We start from the raw sequence: 20,329 nt of genomic DNA, 5'->3' as shown, positions 1-20,329 counted from the left end.
GATCTCCCCGTGGACATCTCTTCGGTCGACCAGCTCCTCACCACCACGCGAGCGGTACGCAAACGACTCGATCTGACGCGGCCAGTCCCGCGTGACGTCATTCTCGAATCCATACAGCTGGCGATGCAGGCACCGACGGCAAGCAATGCCCAGGACTGGCGCTGGATGGTGGTTACCGACGCCGAGAAGCGTGCGGCGATCGCCGAGATCTACCGCAGTGTGGGCACTGAATACCTCACCCAGGCCGCCGCGACCGCGACGGACCCACAGACCCAACGTGTTTACCAAAGCGCTCTGGGTCTCACAGAGACGCTGGCGCAAGTACCTGTCCACGTAATCCCCTGCCTTGACAACCGAATCGACGGGTCCAACCACCTCGTCGCGGCGTCGGCCTGGGCGTCGATCCTTCCCGCCGGCTGGAGCTTCCTACTAGCACTGCGGTCCCGCGGCTTGGGATCTGTTTGGACGACATTGCATTTGGCCAAAGAGCGGGAAGTCGGTGAAGTGCTGGGAATCCCCGAGACCGCAACGCAGGCCGCACTCTTCCCGGTGGCGTACACCATCGGCACGGACTTCCGAGCCGCGACGCGGCCGCCTGCGGAGACCATCACGTTCTGGGATACCTGGGGAGAACATTGATGAGGCACTGCAATTTCGCGTTGTCCTAGGCTCGGCTTGTGGACCTGCCGCAGCCCAGTCCGGATATCCCCCACCTCGCCGACGTGGTTCCGTCGGTTCTCTCCGCGATGGGTGTCGCGGGATTCGACACTCGGATACCACTACAGGCTGATATCGCCGGCGCCTGCGTGCTGCTGATCGACGGACTGGGTGCCGAACTTCTCGACGAGCACGCCGTCGATGCGCCCGTCTTGGCCGGCTTACGCGGACGCACCCTGCAGGTCGGCTTCCCGGCCACCACCGTCGCCGGGCTCGCCGCGCTGGGTACCGGATGCCGCTCGGGCGAGCACGGCCTCGTCGGATACTCCTTCCGGCTGCCCGACGTCGGTGTTGTCAACACCTTGCGGTGGCGCTTGCACCCGTGGGGCGCCGACGTGCGCGATGCCGCGCCGCCCGAGCAAGTGCAGCCGATGCCGACCACGTTCGAACGGGCCGTCTCGGCCGGGGCCTCGGTCAGCATCATCTCCGGAGCGGAATTCACCGGGTCCGGCATGACGCGCGCGGCGCTACGCGGCGGTCGGTATGTCGGCGTACACGCCATGGGAGATCTGTCCGCGCGGGTGCGGGAAGCCGTCGCCGCCGGCGGGTTCTGCTACGCCTACCACAGCGAACTCGACATGATGGGCCATCTCTACGGGCCCGGATCGACAGCGTGGACGCTGCAGCTGCGCCAGGTCGATCGGCTGGTGGAATCGATCGTCGAGGGCCTGCCGCCGGGTGCGCTCCTCGCGGTGGTGGCCGACCACGGGATGGTCTCCGTCGGCACCGACGACGTCGACATCGACAGCGACCACGCGCTCACGGTCGGCGTGGCCGATATCGGGGGCGAGGCACGAGCGCGACATATATATGTAGTCCCCGGTGCGGAAAACGACGTATTGGCGACGTGGCGGGCGACGCTCGCGGACCGCGCGTGGGTGGTTTCGCGCGAGGAGGCGATCCACGCAGGATGGTTCGGTGAGCGCGTCAGCGACACCACGCGAAGCCGCATCGGCGACGTCGTAGCGGCCGCCCGCGGTTCTGTAGGTTTGCTGAGGCGAACGACCGAGCCGCTGGAGTCCTCGTTGATCGGCCACCATGGCTCACTGACAACCGCCGAACAGAACGTCCCGCTGCTGCTCGCCTACGGATGAGAGATGCTGGCCAATCGACTGGAGACTGATGTAACTGGTTGTATCGCAACATTTTTCGTGTGTTCTGCGGTCGTCAAATCGCGTCATCGGTGCGAATAGTTGCTCGTGACAACATAAATCGCTTTCACAAAGGTCACGACCAGCAAACAACTCGGTGAATATGCATCTATCTGCTGAAATTTCAGTGAATCAGCGCACTGATCTGCGGCATTGTGAACGGGGTCACACGCTTTTCGGTGAAGGTGGTCACAGATTTTGGCTGCTTACAAAATGCTCTGTTAACGTCCGTCGTCATGTTTGCTGTTGCAACGCTTTTGACGCTTGTCAATTCCGTGTCCGGCACGCCTTACGTCACCGGCGGGGATTCCCCGGCCGGTACCGACTGCTCAGGTTTGGTCTCCTGGGTCACCAATGCGGCGACCGGACGCCCCATTTACGGGGATCGGTTCCACACCGGGAACATCGAGCAGGCACTGCTTGCGCGTGGCTTCCAGTACGGCTCGCAGCCCGGCGCCCTCAACGTCGGCTGGAACGGTGGGCATACCGCCGCGACGCTGCCCGACGGGACTCCGGTTTCCTCCGGTGAGGGCGGTGGGGTGAAGGTCGGTGGCGGCGGCGCGTACCAGTCGCAGTTCACCAACCACATGTTCCTGCCGATGCCGGCCGAGCAGGTGCCGCCGCCCCCCGGTGCCCCGATCGTGCTGATGAACGGGCCGGCCCCGATGCCGCCGGCACCGCCGATGGCACCTCCTCCACCGCCGCCTCCACCGGGCGCTCCGATGGCGGGCCCGGTCGATCCGATGTTGGCGCCGCCTCCCCCGCCCGCACCACCGATGGCGCCGCCGCCCCCGGGTGCGCCTCTGCCCCCGCCTCCGGGAGCTCCGTTGCCGCCACCTCCCGCGCCGGGCATGCCTCCCGCGCCGGGGATGCCACCTGCCTGACCCGATAGCGTCTGCGGCGTGATTGTGCTGCTGCCGCCGTCGGAGACCAAACACCCCGGCGGCGACGGGCCACCGCTACGCCTCGACGCCCTGTCATACCCCGAGCTCGCGCTGCTGCGCGCCGCACTTGTCGATGAACTGGTCGAGCTGGCCGCCGACAAGTCGGCGTGCAGTCGGGCTCTCGGGCTGTCGGCATCCCAACACGGCGAAATCGAACGCAACGCCGCACTGCGCAGCGCTGCGACCATGCCCGCGATCAACCGCTACACCGGCGTTCTGTACGACGCGCTCGACGTTACCTCGCTGGCGGGAGCCGCCGCGGACCGCGCTCGCGCCAGGCTTGCGGTCGGCTCAGCACTGTTCGGGCTGTTGCGCGCCGACGACTCGATTCCGGCGTATCGGCTCTCAGCCACGTCGAAACTGCCGGGGCAACCTGCGCTGGCGACCCGCTGGCGACCACTGTTGGAACCTGTGCTGGCCGCGGCGGCGGCAGGCGAGCTGGTCGTCGACCTGCGGTCAGGCTCCTACGCATCGCTCGGCAGGTTGCCCGACGCGGTGCACGTCGATGTCGTGTCCGAGCGTGCGGACGGCAAGCGCACGGTCGTCAGCCACTTCAACAAGGCGCACAAGGGGCGGCTGGCCCGCATCTTGGCATCCACCCGATCCGAACCCGGCAGCGCCAGCGCGGTTGCGACGATCGCGCGTCGCGCCGGAATGCAAATGGAACGTGAAGGCAATCAGTTGACGGTCGTGATCGCGGGTTGATCGTGACTAAACGGGCTTGCCACCACCGTGATCCGGTTGTTAGACCGGCGCGATGAAGTCCGTCGTGTAGAACTCCTTCGGATTTTGAGAGAACTGGTCCGGGCGGCTGATGATCACCCACGCGCCCGTCGCCCACGGCTCGAGTGCGTCCTGCAGGGTTATCGACGCCGCACCTGCCCGGTCGGTGTTCAACGAACCCTGCGCGACGCCGGGGTCGGCACCCCAGCAGTGTGCCGCGGACGACCGGGGCAGCTGGATCAGCCTGACGTCGTAATGCATGTTCGGCACGGCGCTCATCAACTGCACGTCAGCCGTCAGCGTCGAACCGTCCGACCGCAGGTTGCCCATCGGCGCCGCGGTCCCCGTCGGGCCGTTGTAATCGGTCTCGCTGAAATCGCACCGACGCGAGATCTGCGAGAACGGCAGCACAGTGCCGCCGGTGCCAGCAGTCACCCCTGCGTCGCTGGTCCCGTCGGCGAGGGCGGCCGCCGGAGGTGCCACCAAAGCCATCGCCGCCGCCAGCGTCAAAATCCGCGTCGTCTGTCGCATGTCCCGAGTAAATCACCGATCAGCGGCACATTGGGCAATTCCAGCGGGTCGGCAAACGGTCGGGCATCGCGCTCGCGATTTCCGTACGGTTGAGTCATGACGGTGCTGCCGGACGTCGAAGTCGTGCGGAAGAAGCTGGGACGCAGCCTGTTCGGTTTGGTTGCAGGCCCGGATGGTCCGGCGAAGCGCTCCCGCATTCACGACACCCCCGGCCCGCGGTGGTTCGACGAGGATCGCCCGATTCGCCGCGTGCACGCCGACGCGTCGATGTTCGTCGGTGGATTGCGCGCACTACTGCTGCAGTCGCTGCATCCACTGGCCATGGCGGGTGTCGCCGAGCACTCCGACTATCGAGGTGACCCGTGGGGCCGACTGCAGCGCACCAGCACATTCTTGGCGGTGACCACCTTCGGTACGGCCACCGATGCGCAACGCGCGGTCGATCGGGTGCGCGGCATCCATCGGCGGGTCACCGGTGTCGCCCCGGACAGCAGGCCGTATGCCGCCGGCGATCCACACTTGCTCGAGTGGGTGCACATTGCGGAGGTCGACAGCTTCTTGCTCGCGCATCAGCTCTATGGGGCGCGCCCGCTCGACCAGAGCGGCCGTGACGGATATGTGGCCGACACCGCCCGTGTCGCCGCGGCACTCGGTGTCATCGATCCGCCTCGAACCGAACGGGAACTGGCGGAACGCATCAAGGCCTACCGCCCGGAGTTGAGGAGTACGCCGTCAGCGCGAGAAGCGGCCAGGTACCTGTTGCTGACTCCCCCGCTGCCGGTCGTCGCACGCGCACCGTACGGTCTGCTGGCAGCGACGTCGGTGGCGATGCTGCCTGCCTGGGCCCGTATGCCGCTGCGGCTGCCCTATGTTCCGCCGGTCGAAGCCACTGTCATCCGGCTATCGGGTCGTGTCGTCGTCGGCGGCATCCGTTGGGCGTTGACGTCCGCCGACTGACTCAGTCCCGGCACTCGATGACGTCATAGGCGCCGTCCGCGTAGCGCGAACGGATGTGCTTCTTGTCGAACTTGCCAACGCTGGTTTTCGGCACCTCGTCGATGAACGTCCACCGCTCGGGCAGCCAGAAGCGAGCCACCTTGTCGCACAGATGTTTCCGCAATTCCTGCGCGGTGGATGAGGCGTCATTCTTGATCACGACGGCGGCAAGCGGCCGCTCCTGCCAGCGCTCGTCGGGCACTGCGACCACGGCCGCCTCGAGGACTGCGGGGTGCTCCATGATGCACAGTTCGAGTTCAACCGACGAGATCCACTCACCGCCCGACTTGATGACATCCTTGGCGCGATCGGTGAGCGTAATGAAACCCTGCGGGTCGACGTGCCCCACGTCGCCGGTGCGTAGCCAGCCGTCGTGAAACTTCGACGGGTCGGCGTTCAGGTAATACGACCCGGTGACCCACGGCCCGCGAATTTCTATCTCGCCCACGGCTTTACCGTCATTGGGCAAGACTGCGCCGTCGTCGTCGACGACTCTGACCTCCGCGCCGCTGACGACACGGCCTGCCGAGGCACGCAACGTCCAGGCGTCGTTTCCGGTGGCCTCCGGCGGCGGTATGGCGATCGCGGCCAGCGGAGACGTCTCGGTCATGCCCCAGGCCTGAACAATTGTCACACCGTAGTGCTGCTCGAATTCCTTCATCATCGCAAGCGGGACCGCCGAGCCTCCGCATGCGACGGTTCGCAAGGACGAGATATCGCGACTCGGGTTGGCGTGCAGGTACTGCAGTACGTCATTCCAGATCGTCGGGACGGCGGCGGCGACGGTGGGCCGATGTCGCTCGATCATGTCGACCAGCGGCTCGGCCTGCAGGTATCGGTCCGGCATCAGCAGGTCGGCGCCCGCCATCACCGCCGCATAGGGCTGTCCCCAGGCGTTGGCATGGAACATCGACGCGATAGGTAGCACACGGTCGCCCTCGACGAGGCCGATCGAATTCGCTGAGCACACGGCCATCGAATGCAAATAGGTCGATCGATGGCTGTACACGACGCCCTTGGGGTTGCCGGTGGTGCCGCTGGTGTAACACATTGCGGCGGCGCTCTTTTCATCGAGATCGGGCCATGCATACTCGGACGGCTGGCCGTCGAGCAGGTCGTCGTAACGAATCACCTGCTTGCCGGAAGCGCTGAGCTGGCCCAGATCTCCGGGACCGACCGCCACCACGGTGTGCACCGTCGTCAGATCCGGCAGCACTGCGGCGAACACCGGCGCCACCGACATGTCCACCAGTACAACGGAATCCTCAGCCTGATTCGCGATGAACGCGATCTGCTCGGCTGCCAGCCGGATATTCAGTGTGTGCAGCACCGCGCCCATGCACGGCGCGGCGAAGTACGCCTCCAGGTGCTCCTGGTTGTTCGTCATGAACGTAGCGACGCGCTGTCCCTTCGTGACGCCGACTTGCCGCAGGCCATGCGCGAGTCGGGCGACGCGCGTGCCGAGTTCGCCGAAACTGATCTCCCGATAGCCGTCGGGAGTCCTCGTGATCACCTTGCGACCGGAATACCACGTGGTCCCATGCCGCAGGATTCCCGTCACGGTCAGCGGAAAGTCTTGCATCGTGCTGTCCATGTCACCCCCAAGGCGCATAGGTGGGCAGGCACTCATGATTGCCGATCGCCGCAGCTGTTTGGCAGGAAACGCACAACCGGGCCGTTAGCATCACGTGGCATGGCGCAGTACGGCTATCCCCCGGTCGGCCCACCGAAGCGTGCGGCGTCCGGCGGCGACATCGCCGTCTCGGTCACGGCGCTCGTCCTCACCGTGCTCCTCGTTGCGACCGCGTCATTTTTCGGGCTCTTCTCGCTGGCGTTCCTCGACTCCTGCCCGCCGACCACCTGCAGTGTGGAGGGAGCCGTCACCGCGGTGATGATCGCTCTCGGTATCGCCGCCGTCATCGGGGTGGTCGGCGTCGTCGTGACGGTGGTGCAACTGTTCCAACGAAAGCGGAGCTGGCCGTTAGCTGTTGGGACGCTTGCGTTGTGCACGATCGCAGTGTTCCTCGGAGGCGTCGGCTACGTGCTGGCCGTCGGATGAGCACCGACGAGTAGCCATCAGACGAATCCCGCATCTGACTCGACGTCGTCACCTACCGTTGAAAGATGGAAATAGACCCTGCTCCAGGAACTAAAGCCCCCGGCCTGGTACCGGTCGGGGCACTGCGCTCAGGGGACCCAATCACCGACGTCAACGGTGGCGGTCAGCATTACATAGTTCTGGAGTCCAAGAAGCTCGCCGAGGGCTGCGTCGTCCTAGAACTGGAATCCAAGGCCCACGATCAGATCCGGGTGATCGAGGCGTCCTTCCCCGCCGACTACGTGATGAGCCTGACCCCGCGACATCCCGTTCTGTGATCTAGCGCTAGCCGCCGATTCGTGCTTCCGTCGATGTCGGCGCCAGAGCGCCTCAGCTGTCGATGTCGGCTGAAACATCAAGACGGACGGAGTGCGCAATGCTGCGTGATATTCGCGAACTGATCGATTCGCCGGAGGAGTACGCGGCCGAACTGCGTCGCCGCTGGGGCGGATTGTTGAGCTATCGCTACATCGGCCGCAGCTACGCGGTGATGGATGTCGTCACCGAGGACAACACCGTGGCGCTGCGCCACGACATGCGGAACACCACCGGCGGACTGTTGTTCGCCGTGCTCGGCATATCGGCACCGGAAAGCGGCCATATGTCCGATCTGGAGGCGGTGCCCAACCCCGTCATTCATTCATGCCAGATCATCGACGCCGGCCACGACGTACGTCGCATCGAAATCATCTCCGAGGAGCTCAAGTCTGGTCGCCAGATGGGCTACAGCCGCGCGAAAATCGTCGACGCCGACCACCCAGACCGCGTGCTCGCGCTGATCGAAGGCCAAGGCGTGACGATCGGGACGCCGCCCGAAGGACTCGAACGAATGGAGGCCAACCCGCTCGAGGTCATCGACTCACCCGACCTGCCTCCGCTGTGGCAGGTCTTTGGCGGCTACCGCCGGCCCGACGGTCTGTGGGGGCTACCTGAACTCGCGGTGGAGGTCGCCTCGCCCGACGCGGCACTGCATATCGGACCCCAGTTCGTCATGCTCGAAACCGCCGCGATGGACGCCGCAGCCAGCGTTGCGGGTACCGACCGGCTCCAGGGTGTCTCGACACACGTGATGTTCCTTGCGCGGGGCAAGGCCGGCCCGTTCCGCCTCGAGACCGAACCGATGACCGGCGCCGACGGCATGGTCGCGGTGCGCGTCCTCATGCGCGACGAAGGTAACGGCGACCGACTGGTCACGACCGCGTGCTACCAATTCCGCACGGTGTAGCGCCTGTGCCACTCAGGACGGCATGAGACACTTTGGCCATGGTTGTCGCAATCGCCCGCCCCAAGCTCGAAGGCAACATCGCTGTCGGCGATGACCGCCAAATTGGATTCGCCGAGTTCGGCGACCCGCAAGGCCGCGCAATCTTCTGGCTGCACGGGACGCCTGGGGCCAGGCGTCAGATCCCGATGGAGGCCCGGGTCTACGCCGAACAGCAGCACATCCGGCTGATCGGGGTCGACCGGCCCGGTATCGGCTCGTCCACACCGCACAGCTACGACACCGTGGTCGCCTTCGCCGACGATCTGCGCACGATCGCAGACACCCTCGGCATCGACAAGATGGAGGTCGTCGGGCTGTCTGGCGGAGGCCCCTACACGCTGGGCTGCGCGGCGGCCATGCCGGACCGCGTCGTGGCCGCCGGTGTCATCGGCGGCGTCGCCCCGACCATGGGTTCGGACGCCATCACCGGCGGCCTGATGGGCACCCTCGGTACGCGGGTCGCACCACTGCTGCAGGTCGCCGGAATGCCTATCGGCCTGGTCGCCAGCGCCGTCATCCGGATGATCCGTCCGGTCGCCTCCCCCGCCGCTGACCTGTACGGCAGGGTGTCGCCGGAGGCCGATCGAAAGCTGTTGGCCCGGCCGGAGATCAAGGCGATGTTCCTCGACGACCTGCTCAACGGAAGCCGCAAACAGTTGTCGGCCCCGTTCTCCGACGTCGTCGTTTTCGCCAGGGACTGGGGCTTCCGGCTCAGCGATATCACCGTGCCCGTGCGCTGGTGGCACGGCGACGCCGACCACATCGTGCCGTACGCCCACGGACAGCATGTCGTGTCGCGCTTGACCGACGCCGAGCTCTATCCGATGCCCGGCGAAAGCCACCTCGCCGGGCTCGGCCGTGCCGAAGAGATCCTGCACACGATGACCAAAGTGTGGGACGAGTACGACTCCTAGAAGCCGAACCCGATCTCGGCGCAGACGTCGCTGGCGAACGCCGCGTCAAGCTGTGCGATGAGTCCGGAATCGTTGCAGCGCAAGCGGTTTGCTGCCGCGAGGACCGTGGCGCGATGGCTTCCCAAGTACAGACTGCCGAGCACGTCGAGATCTGTGAAGACATCGGCGGGCGCGCTGGTGGGCACACACCGTGCGCGTCCATCGCGAACCTCGAGGGCGAATCGGCCACCGTCGCTTCGGAAATCGTCGGACACGTCGAGCACCGTCGTCACGTCACCTTGGTAACGTCGCGCCTCGAGCGCGGCAGGGATATCCATCAGGCGTAACCACAGGTCGTCCTCATAGTGGGTGACACGGGCGCACCGAGCATCGGTCAGCAGATAGGGCAGCGGATCGGCCGGATTCGTACCGAACGCGACCTTCTCCATCAGGTCGAGGCCAAGCAGCGCCCGGCACAACGCCGCGTGCGCTTCGGGAGTCACCGCCGTGAGTTCGGCGACGCGCACCATCATCGGGTCATCGCCGAACACCCGGTACACCGCGTATCCGTCAGGGTGCAGCATGGAGAACATCTCGGTCCCGCCGCGCCGGGCGTTCTCGCGGTCGGCCAGCCAGTCGTCCCACAGCACCTGCGGCATCATCAGGCCGCCCGGCGTGCGGGTACGCCAGCGTTCGTAGATGCCCGCAAACTCGTCGCGGTGTTCGGCGGGTCTGACCAACCGCACTCCGCCGGGATCCGGTGCGTCGGCGCGAAACTGGGCGTTCGCGCGGTTGACGGTCAACTCCACCTCGACGGTCGCCGGGCCGTAGCCGAACCGCCCATAGATGCCGCCCTCGCTCGCCGTCAGCGCCGCGATCGGGTACCGCGCATCTGCGATTCGGTTGTGCAGTTCGGTGTACATCGCGCGCAACGCACCGCGCCGGCGATGGGTCGGTGCTACGGCGACCATCGTGACGCCCGCGACCGGGAGCACCGCGCCGCCCGGCACCGTGAGCTCCAAGTCCAGGTAGACCGACACGCCGACGACTTCGTCGCCGTCGCAGGCCACCACTGAGCCGTCCCGGGCAATCATCGACCGCCATGCCGCGACGGTGTCGGGATGGGCGACGTGGCCGAAGCACGTGGCGTCCAACAGGTTGATTGCCGGCCAGTCGGCGTCGGACGCCGAGCGGACAGTCAGCGCTGTCGTTGTGTCATGGACCAGCACGGAATTCGACGGTGCCACAGACAAGTCGGCCGTCGCATCCCATTTTCTGGCGGCCAACGATGACGCCGGCGCTCAGCTGATCAGCGCTTGAGCCAACCCGTCACGGTGGCGAGGTCCCTGGTGTACGTCATCAGCAGATCGTCTTGGTACAGCGCGCCACCGCTGATCGCGTCGGTCCCCTGCCAGATCACGTGCACACGTACCGGGCTGCGGGTGAAGTAGTCGGTGCGGTCGGCATCTCGGTGGTGCCAACCGGCCTGCACGGCGAGCTCCGAAAGCTCTTCGCGCTGGTCAGCTGCAGTCATTGGGTAATCCTCCTGCCGAGGAGCGTACGTCATCTCCCCGCGGTGGCTTGTCAGCCCAGCGCGCGGCGCAGGAGATGCATCGCAACGGTCGTCGCCCTCTCGCGGACGTCGGACCGGTTGCCGGGTAGTCGCATCCTCCGGACATCGGTCGTTCCGTCGGCGAGCTTCACGCAGAAACACACCGTGCCTACGGGTTTGTCGGCGGTGCCGCCGCCCGGCCCGGCGATCCCCGTGATCGCGACGGCGGTGTCGGCGGAGAACCGGCGCAAAGCCCCATCGGCCATCGCCTCGGCCACGGGTTCGGAGACGGCTCCGTGCGCCTCGATCAGCGCCGGATCCACACCGAGCAGCTCAGATTTGGCCTCGTTCGAATACGACACCACTCCGCCCGCGACGTAGGCCGACGAACCCGGCAGCTCGGTCAGCCGTGCCGCCACCAGGCCGGCGGTGCAGGACTCCGCGGTCGCGATCTGCCGTCCGGCCATCAGCGCCGCAACCTGAACGTCGACCGTGGCGCCGTCCTCGGAGAAGATCTCGGAGCCGTGGCGCTCGCGCAGCAGTTCCATCAGGCCGGCGTAGACGGCCGCGGCATCGGGTTCGTAGCGGGTGACCATCTCGATCTCGCCGCGCCGCAGGCAAGTCGTGATCTCGAGGCGCTCGAAGCCGTCGACGTGCTCTTCGGCGTCGCGCAGCGTGTCGGCAAGCCCCGACTCCGGCAGCCCGAACATCCGCACCATCTCCTGGTGGTACGTCGTGCGGCCGGCAATCGCCTCCTGCACCGCGGGCGTCTGCAGCGCCGATGGCCACATGGGCTGTAGTTCGCGCGGCGGCCCGGGCAGCACGACGACCGTCGGGTTTCCGGGGACAACGACACCCGGCGCGGTGCCGACCGGATCGATGACGTGGGCACCGTCGGGAATCAGAGCCTGCTTGCGATTCGCGACGCGCACCGCCTCCATGTCGACGTTGGGAAAGCGCGCCATGAGTCGCTGCACGATGTCGGCGATCTTGACCTCAAGATCGTTGTCCAGCAACAACTCCCGGCCGCAGAACCGGGCCACCGTCGCCACCGTCATATCGTCGGCAGTCGGGCCGAGGCCGCCGCTGGTGACGATGAGATCCACGCCCTCGGCTGCGAGGAACCGCAGCTGCGCCTCGATGTCGTCGGGCCGGTCGCCGCAAATGGTGATGTGCGCCAGTTCGACACCGAGTTCGAGCAGTCGGTCGGCGATCCACGGACCGTTGCGGTCGGTCACCCTTCCGGTGAGGACTTCGGTTCCCGTCACCACGATGCCCGCGCGCGCACTCACGCCGTACGACATTACGCACATCGGACATGGGGCACGACGGTCGGTAATGTCGTTCCGCATGACTGCGCCGAGGTCTCTGCGAGAACTTTTCGATCAGCTCGGCCTCGCCGAAGTCCCGTCGACGGACGACAGCGTGATCATGGAGATGCCCGTCGATGAGCGCACCGTCAACACTGCGGGCGGTCTGCAGGGCGGACTGATCGCAACCATGGCCGATGTGACCGCCGGCCAACTCGCCGCCCGGGCCACCCCATTCGGGCACGCGATCGCGACCACGGATCTGTTCATTCGCTACCTGCGGCCGATCAAGGTCGGCCCGGCCCGCGCGGTGGCACGCATCCTGCGAACCGGTAAGCGATCTGTCGTCGTGCAGGTCGACATCTACCGGGCCAACGACGACCAGATCGGGGCAACGGCGACGGTCAATTTCGCCGCCGTCGACTGATCAACCGAGCGGCAGCGGCTTGTGCGGAACGTCGGTCACCAGGCCGCCGTCCATGATGAACTCCGCACCCGTCGCGAAGGACGACTCGTCGCTGACCAGAAATACGACGAACGGGGCAACCTCCTCGGACTGGCCGGGCCGACGCAGCGGCGCGGTGACCATGTCGTCTGGGAAATGCTTGGTCATCGGAGTGCGGATGAATCCCGGATGGATCGAGTTGACCCGGATGTTCTTGGGACCCAGTTCGATCGCGGCCGACTTGGCCAGGCCGCGGACCGCCCACTTCGATGCGACGTAGGGGTGCACCATCGGCGCGCCGCGCAGACCCTCGATCGACGAGACGTTGATGATCGAGCCGCCGCCAGCCTTCTTCATCTCTTCGACGACGGCCTGCATGCCCAGGAACGTGCCGGTCAGATTGACGTCGATGACCTGCTGCCACTTCGCCATGTCGAACTTGCCGATCTGGCCCAGCGCGACGATCGCGGCGTTGTTGACGAGCGCGGTCAGCTTGCCGAACGCCTCCACGGCGACATTGACCGCCGCTTCCCACTGCTCGGCATCCGTGACGTCGAGGTGGACATAGCGCGCCGATTCGCCGAGTTCGTCAGCCAGCGCCTTGCCCTCGTCGTCGAGGATGTCCCCGATGACCACTTTGCCGCCCTCCGCGACAAGCGCCCTAGCGTGAGCAGCGCCCATGCCGCGCGCTCCGCCACTGATCAGTGCCACTTTTCCGTCCACGCGTCCCATGGGGCGTCAGGTTACCGCACGACCTCTACGAACTAGAACCTGTTCCAATTTCGGAGGGCAGCTTGCATACTGCTCGCCATGGCAATTCGCGTCGCGCTCCTCGGAACTGGCAACTGCGGCAGCCTGGCGCTCAGGCAATTGATCACCGATGCGCGCTTCGACCTCACCGGTGTGTGGGTGTCGACGGAGGCCAAAGTGGGCACGGACGCCGGCGAACTCGCCGGGCAGGACGTCACCACCGGCATCACCGCGACCAACGACATCGACGCGATCATCGCCGCCAAGCCCGACTGCGTCGTCTACACCGCGATGGGTGACACGCGACCCCGCGAGGCACTCGCGGACGTGCGCACGTTTCTGTCCGCGGGCATCAACGTCGTCGGTTCGAGCGTCGGCGCGCTGCAGTACCCGTGGGGCCTGCTCCCAGAGAAGGCCATCCAGAAGGTCGAAGACGCTGCGCGCGAGGGGAATTCGACAGTCTTCTTCACCGGAGTCGACCCAGGCTTCTGCACCGACCTGCTGCCCTTCGCGCTGGCCGGCACGTGCCAGAGCATCGAGCAGATACGCACCATGGAGATCGCCGACTACGCCACCTACGACGGCGAGACGGTGATGTTCGACGTGATGGGCTTCGGCAATGCAATAGGCGATCTGCCGATCCTGTATCAGCCGGGCGTGCTGTCCATCGCATGGGGCACCGCCATCCGTCAACTCGCCGCGGGGCTGGGCATCGAGGTCGACGAGATCCGTGATTCCGTCGAACAAGAGCCTGCCCCGCAGGACCTCCAGGTCGCGGTCGGCACGATCAAGAAGGGCACGGTCGCCGCGGTCCGCTTCCTTATCGAAGGCATGGTCGGCGGCAAGCCGGTGATCGTCGTCGAGCACGTGACACGGCTGGACCCCGATCTACGTCCGGACTGGGCGCAGCCGGCGCACCCGGGTGGCTCATATCGAGTCGAGATCACAGGTGAACCCTCGTACTTCTGCGACATCGTTCCGATGAGCCGCAACGGCGGAGCACCGTACGCGGCCATCCTGGCTGCCGCAGGCCGCATCGTGAACGCGATCCCCGACGTCGTCGCCGCGCCCGCGGGCATCCGCACCACATTGGATATGCCGCTCGTGACCGGCAAGGGTGTCGTCGCGGCGACGTAGGCTTGAGCGCGATGACCGCGCAGCGCGTGGCGGACGACCCTATTGCGGAGATCGCCGCGAGTGCACCCGGGGCCACCGTCGGTGCATTCTTCGACCTCGACGGCACCGTCGTGGACGGTTTCACTGCGGCAGCGCATGCCAGCGACCGGTTCAAACGCAGGCAGGCCGGCATCGGCGAGATTCTCGGGGTCTTCGAAGCGGCGATGCGGTATCGCCTGGGCCGGATGCGGTTTGAGCACCTGCTGACCAGGGCGGCGGGTTATCTGCAGGGCGAGACACTCGCCGACCTCGACGACGTCTGCGAACGAATCTTCGTCGACAGTGTGGTCACCCGCGTCTTCCCCGCAATGCGCGAGATCGTCGCGGCGCATCAGGAACGCGGCCACACGGTGGTGCTCACCACCTCGGCCGTCACCATCCATGCCAACCCGGTGGCACGCTTCCTCGACATCGACCACGTGCTGTGCAACCACTTCGCGCTCGACAGCTCTGGACGCCTCACCGGTCAGATCGCGAAACCAGTCGTATGGGGTCGGAACAAGGCCACCGCAGTGACGAACTTCTGCGATGCCAATCAGCTTGACCTGCAACGCAGTTACTTCTATGCCGACGGCGACGAGGACGCGGCTCTGATGGTCATGGTCGGCAACCCCCGTCCGGTGAACCCACGCCCGAAACTCGCCGCACTGGCCACCGAGCACGGCTGGCCGATACTTCGTGTCGTCGGCACCGCAGGCCGCAGACACCCATCTTTGCGCAGGTTCGTCGGCTACGACTGAGGGAGACGCAATGCCGGGCAAGTTCAATGACATCGCGGCGGTCATCGCGACGAAGGATTACGTCACCGCCCGGTCCTGGTATGTCCGAGTCATCGGTCGCGAGCCCGACCTGGAACCGATCGACGGCGTCGGCGAGTGGCAGATCGCCGCGACCGCGTGGCTTCAAGTCGCCGAGGACCACGACCGGGCAGGCAAGACCGCGGTACGCCTGGGCGTCGACGACCTGGCGGCCCAGATCGCGACGCTGGAGGACGAAGGCATCACGACGGGCGAAGTCGTGGTGATCGCCGACATGGTCAAGGTCGTCGATGTCGCCGATCCGGACGGCAACGAGGTTTCCTTCGTCCAGGACCTGCGGACCGAATAGTCCTCATCGAGTTCTGACACCCCCGACTGGTCACATTCGCATCGCGACGTACTAAACTAGAACACGTTCCAATTCGTGATCGGCGCCCCAAGGAGCAGTCATGCGCACCCCCATCTGCGACGAACTCAACATCGAATACCCGATCTTCGCCTTCACCCATTGCCGGGACGTGGTCGTCGCCGTCAGCAAGGCCGGCGGGTTCGGCGTGCTCGGCGCGGTCGGCTTCAGCCCTGAGCAGCTCGAAATCGAGTTGAATTGGATCGACGAGAACATCGGCGATCACCCCTACGGCGTGGACATCGTCATCCCCAACAAGTACGAGGGCATGGATTCGGTCGACCTGGACCCTGAGGTGCTCAAGAAGCAGCTCAACGCACTCGTGCCCGAGGAGCACATCGAGTTCGCGAAGAAGATCCTCGCCGAGCACGGCGTACCCGTCGACCACAGCGACGACGATGCGCTGCAGCTGCTGGGCTGGACCGAGGCGACCGCGACCCCGCAGGTGGAGGTCGCGCTGCAGCACTCCAAGTGCACGCTGATCGCCAACGCGCTGGGCACCCCGCCCGCCGACATGATCAAGCACATCCACGATGAAGGTCGTAAGGTCGCCGCGCTGTGCGGCTCGCCGTCGCAGGCGCGCAAGCACGCCGACGCCGGAGTCGACATCATCATCGCCCAGGGCGGCGAGGCGGGCGGACACTGCGGGGAGATCGGCTCGATCGTGCTGTGGCCGCAGGTCGTCAAGGAGGTCGCCCCGGTTCCCGTGCTCGCCGCGGGTGGCATCGGAAGCGGCCAGCAGATCGCCGCGGCGCTGGCACTTGGCGCGCAGGGCGCGTGGACGGGTTCACAGTGGGTCGTGGTCGAGGAGTCCGAGCACACCCCCGTTCAGCACGCCGCATACGTGAAGGCCGAGAGCCGCGACACCGTCCGCAGCCGGTCCTTCACCGGTAAGCCCGCCCGCATGTTGAAGAACGACTGGACCGAGGCCTGGGAGAACCCGGACAACCCGAAGCCGCTCGGAATGCCGTTGCAGTACATGGTGTCCGGCATGGCGGTCGCGGCCACGCACAAGTACCCCAACGAGAGTGTTGACGTCGCGTTCAACCCGATCGGCCAGGTTGTCGGCCAGTTCACCAAGGTGGAGAAGTCCTCGGCCGTGATCGAGCGGTGGGTGCAGGAGTACCTCGAGGCCACCGCCACCCTCAACGACCTCAACGAGGCGGCTTCGGTCTGATCGCCGCGGCATCCGCCGGCTTTCTCGTCGCGGTCCTGTGGATGGACCTGATCTTCGACAGTCAGGTCCTCCGGCACCGCGGCGCTGACGTACTTCCGGAGTCGGTACTCGCGTCGATCTGCGCGTACTACCGCCGGGCCACGACGACATCGCGGCCGATGAGCTATCTCATCGCGCTGGTGATGGCCGTCCTGATCGGTGCGTTGGGCCTCGCATGGATCAGCGAGCCGACTGCAGGCTGGCCACTGGCCGCGGCGTCATTGCTCGCCGTCGGCCCGATCCTGCTGGCGATGCTGCGGACCGTCCCAAACGCAGTCCGACTCGGTGCGCGCATCGGCGATATCGCGGAGCAGTCGCGGCTGGCGCGCGCGGTGTGCGTCGACCACGTGGTGTGCCTGGCCTGCCTGCTGGGCTTCCTGGTCGTCTGGCTGGCGACCCAATAGCCGCCCTCCTCGCGCCGAGACTGCGCACAGATCGCGAATACGTGCGATTTGGCGATCTGTCAGCAGTCTCGGCATTGCTTCGGCGCGGCGATTATGTAGGGTGACATACATAGCCAGCCGGACGGAAGGGTTCCACACGTGCCAAGCCCCCGCGAGCGGATGGTCATATCGGCCGCTCTACTCATCCGCGAGCGCGGTGCCCACCCGACTGCCATCGCCGATGTGCTGGAGCACAGCGGGGCGCCGCGAGGCTCGGCCTATCACTACTTCCCCGGCGGCCGCACGCAACTGTTGTGCGAGGCGATCGATTACGCCGGCGAGTACATCGCTGCGAAGATCACCAAAGCCGAATCCGGCGTCGAAGCACTCGACAAACTCTTTGACGACTATCGAAAGCAATTGCTGAAGAGCGACTTTCGCGCAGGATGCCCCGTCGTCGCGGTGAGCGTCGAGGCGGGCGACCCCGATAAGCCCGACGCCTCCGCCGCAGTGATCGAACGCGCGGCCGCGGCCTTCACTCAGTGGACCGACCTCATCACCACCCGTCTGGTATCCGACGGCGTCCCCAAGAAGCGCGCCGCCGAACTCGCCATGCTGACAACCACATCCGTCGAAGGTGCGATCGTCGTCGCGCGCGCATCTCGAGACGTCAAGGCCCTCGACCTAGTTCACAGCCAGTTGCGCGCCCTCGTGCTGGCGGAAACCTCGGAAAGGAAATCCGGAGATGGCTAACGAAGACGTCGCCGCCGTGGCGGCTCCAGAAGGTTGGCAGTCGACCGCGTGCATCCTCTGCGAGTGCAATTGCGGCATCGTCGTGCAACTCGACGGCCGCAAGTTGGCGAAGATCCGCGGAGACAAGGAGCATCCGGCATCGCAGGGATACACCTGCAACAAGGCGCTGCGACTGGACCACTACCAGAACAATCGCAGCCGACTGACCTCTCCGATGCGTCGGCGTCCCGACGGTAGCTACGAGGAGATCGACTGGGACACAGCGATTGCCGAGATCGCGGTGGGCTTCAAACGCATCGCCGAGACGTATGGCGGCGACAAGATCTTCTACTACGGCGGCGGCGGGCAGGGCAACCACCTCGGCGGTGCATACAGCGGCGCCTTCCTAAAAGCACTGGGCTCGCACTACCGCTCCAATGCGCTGGCCCAGGAGAAGACGGGCGAAGCGTGGGTCGACGCCCACCTCTATGGCGGCCACACCCGAGGCGAATTCGAGCATGCTGACGTTTCCGTCTTCATTGGCAAGAACCCGTGGATGTCGCAGAGTTTCCCGCGGGCGAGGACGGTGCTCAACGACATCGCGAAGGACCCCGAGCGGGCGATGATCGTCATCGACCCGGTGATCACCGACACCGCCAAAATGGCTGACATCCACTTGCGCGTGCGGCCGGGAACCGACGCCTGGGTGCTGGCCGCGCTGGCCGCGGTCGTGGTGCAGGAGGATCTCTGCGACAAGGAGTTCCTCGCCAAGCACGTCACGGGTGTCAACCCTGTCCTGGACATCCTGCGCACTGTCGACGTCGCCGACTATGCGCTGCGATGCGGGCTCGACGAGGAACTGATTCGCGCGGCGGCCCGACGGATCGGCGCCGCGGCCAGCGTGTCTGTGTTCGAGGACCTCGGCATCCAGCAGGCCCCCAACAGCACGCTGTGCTCCTACCTCAACAAGCTGCTCTGGATTCTCACCGGAAACTTCGCGAAACGCGGTGCCCAGCACCTGCATTCGTCGTTCGGGCCGCTGTTCCGGCACACTCCAGACGTGGGTCGCACACCGGTCACCGGTGCCCCCATCGTCGGGGGCCTCATCCCGAGCAATGTCATACCCCAGGAGATGCTGGGCGATCACCCGGACCGATTCCGCGCGATGATCGTAGAGAGCAGCAATCCGGCGCATTCACTTGCGGATTCCACCGCGTGCCGCGAGGCGTTCGCCTCGCTGGAACTGATGGTGGTGATCGACGTCGCGATGACTGAAACCGCCCGACTGGCCCATTACGTGCTGCCCGCGGCGTCGCAGTACGAGAAGGCGGAATCGACATTCTTCAACCTCGAATTCCCGCACAACACCTTCCATTTGCGTCATCGACTGATGGAGCCACTCGAAGGCACGCTTCCCGAGCCCGAGATCTGGGCGCGGCTGATGCGAGCACTCGACGTGGTTGACGACGCCGATCTCGAACCGTTGCGGCGTGCCGCGGCCGAAGGTCGCGAGGCGTTCACCGTGGCCTTCCTGCACGCCGTCGGGGCCAGCCCGATGCTGGGCAAGGTACTCCCCTACGTGCTATACGAGACCCTGGGACCGACTCTGCCCGAAGGACTTTCGGGCGCCGCGGCGTTGTGGGGTCTTGCCCAGAAGGCGGCCATGACCTATCCCGAGGCGGTGCAACGAGCCGGGCACACCGACGGCAATGCGCTTTTCGACGCGATCCTGTCGAGCCGTTCCGGCGTCACGTTCACCGTTCACGAGTACGAGGACGACTTCGCGCTGATCACCCACGCCGATCACAAGATCGCGCTGGAAATGCCGGAAATGCTCGACGAGATTCGCGCGCTGGCCGACGCGCAGCCACATTTCACCACGGCCGACTTCCCGATCGTGCTGTCCGCCGGCGAACGTCGCGCCTATACCGCCAACGACATATTCCGCGACCCAACGTGGCGCAAACGCGATGTCGAGGGCGCGCTACGGGTCAGCCTCGAGGACGCCGAGGCGCTCGGCTTGGTCCACGGCGCGCGGGCCCGCATCACCACCGCAGCAGGCAGTGCGGAGGCGAGCGTCGAGATCAGCGAGGCGATGCTGCCCGGCCACGCGTCACTACCCAACGGGTTCGGCCTGGATTTCGTCGACGGCGAAGGCCGAGAACACATCCCGGGCGTGGCGCCGAACGCGTTGACCTCGTCGGACTGGCGTGATGCATATGCCGGCACGCCATGGCATAAGCACGTGCCGGCCCGGATCGAAGCGGTACCCGCCTAGTCAGAC

General features: G+C 65.9%; 23 protein-coding genes. 17 read left to right on the top strand and 6 right to left on the bottom strand.

Features of this window, described 5'->3' with window-relative positions; all coding sequences use genetic code 11:
* The first annotated feature begins 9 nt into the window (after positions 1 to 9).
* From ACIA48_RS12615 to yaaA, 4 genes are all read left to right on the top strand, one after another.
* On the top strand, positions 10 to 639 hold the full coding sequence (locus tag ACIA48_RS12615; protein ID WP_396731408.1) for a nitroreductase family protein: 630 nt from the start codon (positions 10 to 12) through the stop codon (positions 637 to 639).
* A gap of 38 nt (positions 640 to 677) precedes the next feature.
* Positions 678 to 1,811 (top strand): alkaline phosphatase family protein, encoded by a 1,134-nt coding sequence (locus ACIA48_RS12610; RefSeq protein ID WP_396731405.1) that lies wholly within the window; start codon positions 678 to 680, stop codon positions 1,809 to 1,811.
* Positions 1,812 to 2,104: 293 nt separating this feature from the next.
* The gene (locus tag ACIA48_RS12605; RefSeq protein WP_396731402.1) at positions 2,105 to 2,752 is read left to right on the top strand and encodes an NlpC/P60 family protein; all 648 of its coding nucleotides are present in this window, start codon (positions 2,105 to 2,107) and stop codon (positions 2,750 to 2,752) included.
* A gap of 18 nt (positions 2,753 to 2,770) precedes the next feature.
* Complete coding sequence (gene yaaA / locus ACIA48_RS12600; protein WP_396731399.1) at positions 2,771 to 3,517, top strand: peroxide stress protein YaaA; 747 nt, start codon at positions 2,771 to 2,773, stop codon at positions 3,515 to 3,517.
* Positions 3,518 to 3,556: 39 nt separating this feature from the next.
* On the opposite strand, the gene ACIA48_RS12595 is transcribed toward yaaA, so the two are convergent.
* On the bottom strand, positions 3,557 to 4,066 hold the full coding sequence (locus ACIA48_RS12595) for a hypothetical protein (RefSeq protein WP_396731398.1): 510 nt from the start codon (positions 4,064 to 4,066) through the stop codon (positions 3,557 to 3,559).
* A 96-nt stretch (positions 4,067 to 4,162) separates the two neighbouring features.
* Here ACIA48_RS12595 and ACIA48_RS12590 point away from each other — a divergent pair, with 96 nt between their 5' ends.
* Positions 4,163 to 5,023 carry an oxygenase MpaB family protein gene (locus ACIA48_RS12590; protein ID WP_396731395.1) on the top strand — a complete coding sequence of 287 codons (861 nt, stop codon included), beginning with the start codon at positions 4,163 to 4,165 and terminating at the stop codon, positions 5,021 to 5,023.
* Between the two features lies 1 nt (position 5,024).
* On the opposite strand, the gene ACIA48_RS12585 is transcribed toward ACIA48_RS12590, so the two are convergent.
* Complete coding sequence (locus ACIA48_RS12585) at positions 5,025 to 6,656, bottom strand: fatty acid--CoA ligase (protein WP_396731393.1); 1,632 nt, start codon at positions 6,654 to 6,656, stop codon at positions 5,025 to 5,027.
* Between the two features lie 99 nt (positions 6,657 to 6,755).
* Between ACIA48_RS12585 and ACIA48_RS12580 the strand changes: the two genes are divergently transcribed.
* The 4 genes from ACIA48_RS12580 to ACIA48_RS12565 all read left to right on the top strand — a co-directional run bounded on the left by ACIA48_RS12580 (position 6,756) and on the right by ACIA48_RS12565 (position 9,338).
* Positions 6,756 to 7,121 (top strand): hypothetical protein, encoded by a 366-nt coding sequence (locus tag ACIA48_RS12580; RefSeq protein WP_396731390.1) that lies wholly within the window; start codon positions 6,756 to 6,758, stop codon positions 7,119 to 7,121.
* A 65-nt stretch (positions 7,122 to 7,186) separates the two neighbouring features.
* Positions 7,187 to 7,438 (top strand): hypothetical protein, encoded by a 252-nt coding sequence (locus tag ACIA48_RS12575; RefSeq protein WP_396731387.1) that lies wholly within the window; start codon positions 7,187 to 7,189, stop codon positions 7,436 to 7,438.
* Positions 7,439 to 7,536: 98 nt separating this feature from the next.
* Complete coding sequence (locus tag ACIA48_RS12570; RefSeq protein ID WP_396731385.1) at positions 7,537 to 8,385, top strand: hypothetical protein; 849 nt, start codon at positions 7,537 to 7,539, stop codon at positions 8,383 to 8,385.
* A 38-nt stretch (positions 8,386 to 8,423) separates the two neighbouring features.
* Positions 8,424 to 9,338: an alpha/beta fold hydrolase gene (locus ACIA48_RS12565; RefSeq protein WP_396731382.1), complete on the top strand. Its 915-nt coding sequence runs from the start codon at positions 8,424 to 8,426 to the stop codon at positions 9,336 to 9,338.
* Here ACIA48_RS12565 and ACIA48_RS12560 read toward each other — a convergent pair.
* The 3 genes from ACIA48_RS12560 to ACIA48_RS12550 all read right to left on the bottom strand — a co-directional run bounded on the left by ACIA48_RS12560 (position 9,335) and on the right by ACIA48_RS12550 (position 12,173).
* Positions 9,335 to 10,546 (bottom strand): enhanced intracellular survival protein Eis, encoded by a 1,212-nt coding sequence (locus tag ACIA48_RS12560; protein ID WP_396731379.1) that lies wholly within the window; start codon positions 10,544 to 10,546, stop codon positions 9,335 to 9,337. The two genes, ACIA48_RS12565 and ACIA48_RS12560, sit on opposite strands and share 4 nt — an antisense overlap.
* An 80-nt stretch (positions 10,547 to 10,626) precedes the next feature.
* Positions 10,627 to 10,851 (bottom strand): hypothetical protein, encoded by a 225-nt coding sequence (locus tag ACIA48_RS12555; RefSeq protein WP_396731377.1) that lies wholly within the window; start codon positions 10,849 to 10,851, stop codon positions 10,627 to 10,629.
* A 50-nt stretch (positions 10,852 to 10,901) separates the two neighbouring features.
* Complete coding sequence (locus tag ACIA48_RS12550) at positions 10,902 to 12,173, bottom strand: competence/damage-inducible protein A (RefSeq protein ID WP_396731374.1); 1,272 nt, start codon at positions 12,171 to 12,173, stop codon at positions 10,902 to 10,904.
* A 46-nt stretch (positions 12,174 to 12,219) separates the two neighbouring features.
* Here ACIA48_RS12550 and ACIA48_RS12545 point away from each other — a divergent pair, with 46 nt between their 5' ends.
* Positions 12,220 to 12,606, top strand: a complete 387-nt coding sequence (locus ACIA48_RS12545) for a PaaI family thioesterase (RefSeq protein ID WP_083128445.1) — start codon at positions 12,220 to 12,222, stop codon at positions 12,604 to 12,606.
* Here the strand turns inward: ACIA48_RS12545 and ACIA48_RS12540 are convergent, their stop codons facing one another.
* Complete coding sequence (locus tag ACIA48_RS12540; protein ID WP_396731370.1) at positions 12,607 to 13,356, bottom strand: glucose 1-dehydrogenase; 750 nt, start codon at positions 13,354 to 13,356, stop codon at positions 12,607 to 12,609.
* A gap of 78 nt (positions 13,357 to 13,434) precedes the next feature.
* Between ACIA48_RS12540 and ACIA48_RS12535 the strand changes: the two genes are divergently transcribed.
* The 7 genes from ACIA48_RS12535 to ACIA48_RS12505 all read left to right on the top strand — a co-directional run bounded on the left by ACIA48_RS12535 (position 13,435) and on the right by ACIA48_RS12505 (position 20,323).
* A complete protein-coding gene (locus ACIA48_RS12535) occupies positions 13,435 to 14,511 on the top strand; it encodes a diacylglycerol kinase (RefSeq protein WP_396731367.1) in 1,077 nt (358 codons plus the stop codon).
* Positions 14,512 to 14,522: 11 nt separating this feature from the next.
* Complete coding sequence (locus tag ACIA48_RS12530; protein WP_396731364.1) at positions 14,523 to 15,290, top strand: HAD family hydrolase; 768 nt, start codon at positions 14,523 to 14,525, stop codon at positions 15,288 to 15,290.
* 10 nt (positions 15,291 to 15,300) lie between these two features.
* Positions 15,301 to 15,657 (top strand): VOC family protein, encoded by a 357-nt coding sequence (locus ACIA48_RS12525; RefSeq protein WP_396731361.1) that lies wholly within the window; start codon positions 15,301 to 15,303, stop codon positions 15,655 to 15,657.
* Between the two features lie 100 nt (positions 15,658 to 15,757).
* Positions 15,758 to 16,891, top strand: a complete 1,134-nt coding sequence (locus ACIA48_RS12520) for a nitronate monooxygenase (RefSeq protein WP_396731358.1) — start codon at positions 15,758 to 15,760, stop codon at positions 16,889 to 16,891.
* Between the two features lie 41 nt (positions 16,892 to 16,932).
* The gene (locus tag ACIA48_RS12515) at positions 16,933 to 17,334 is read left to right on the top strand and encodes a hypothetical protein (RefSeq protein WP_396731355.1); all 402 of its coding nucleotides are present in this window, start codon (positions 16,933 to 16,935) and stop codon (positions 17,332 to 17,334) included.
* Positions 17,335 to 17,472: 138 nt separating this feature from the next.
* Positions 17,473 to 18,066: a TetR/AcrR family transcriptional regulator gene (locus ACIA48_RS12510; RefSeq protein WP_396731352.1), complete on the top strand. Its 594-nt coding sequence runs from the start codon at positions 17,473 to 17,475 to the stop codon at positions 18,064 to 18,066.
* Positions 18,059 to 20,323 carry a molybdopterin-dependent oxidoreductase gene (locus tag ACIA48_RS12505; protein WP_396731349.1) on the top strand — a complete coding sequence of 755 codons (2,265 nt, stop codon included), beginning with the start codon at positions 18,059 to 18,061 and terminating at the stop codon, positions 20,321 to 20,323. Before ACIA48_RS12510 ends, ACIA48_RS12505 begins: the two co-directional genes overlap by 8 nt.
* Positions 20,324 to 20,329: the final 6 nt, after the last annotated feature.

This window comes from Mycobacterium sp. NPDC051804, assembly GCF_044452905.1.
Taxonomy (GTDB): Bacteria; Actinomycetota; Actinomycetes; order Mycobacteriales; family Mycobacteriaceae; genus Mycobacterium.
This window is presented reverse-complemented; position numbering and strand designations above follow the sequence as displayed.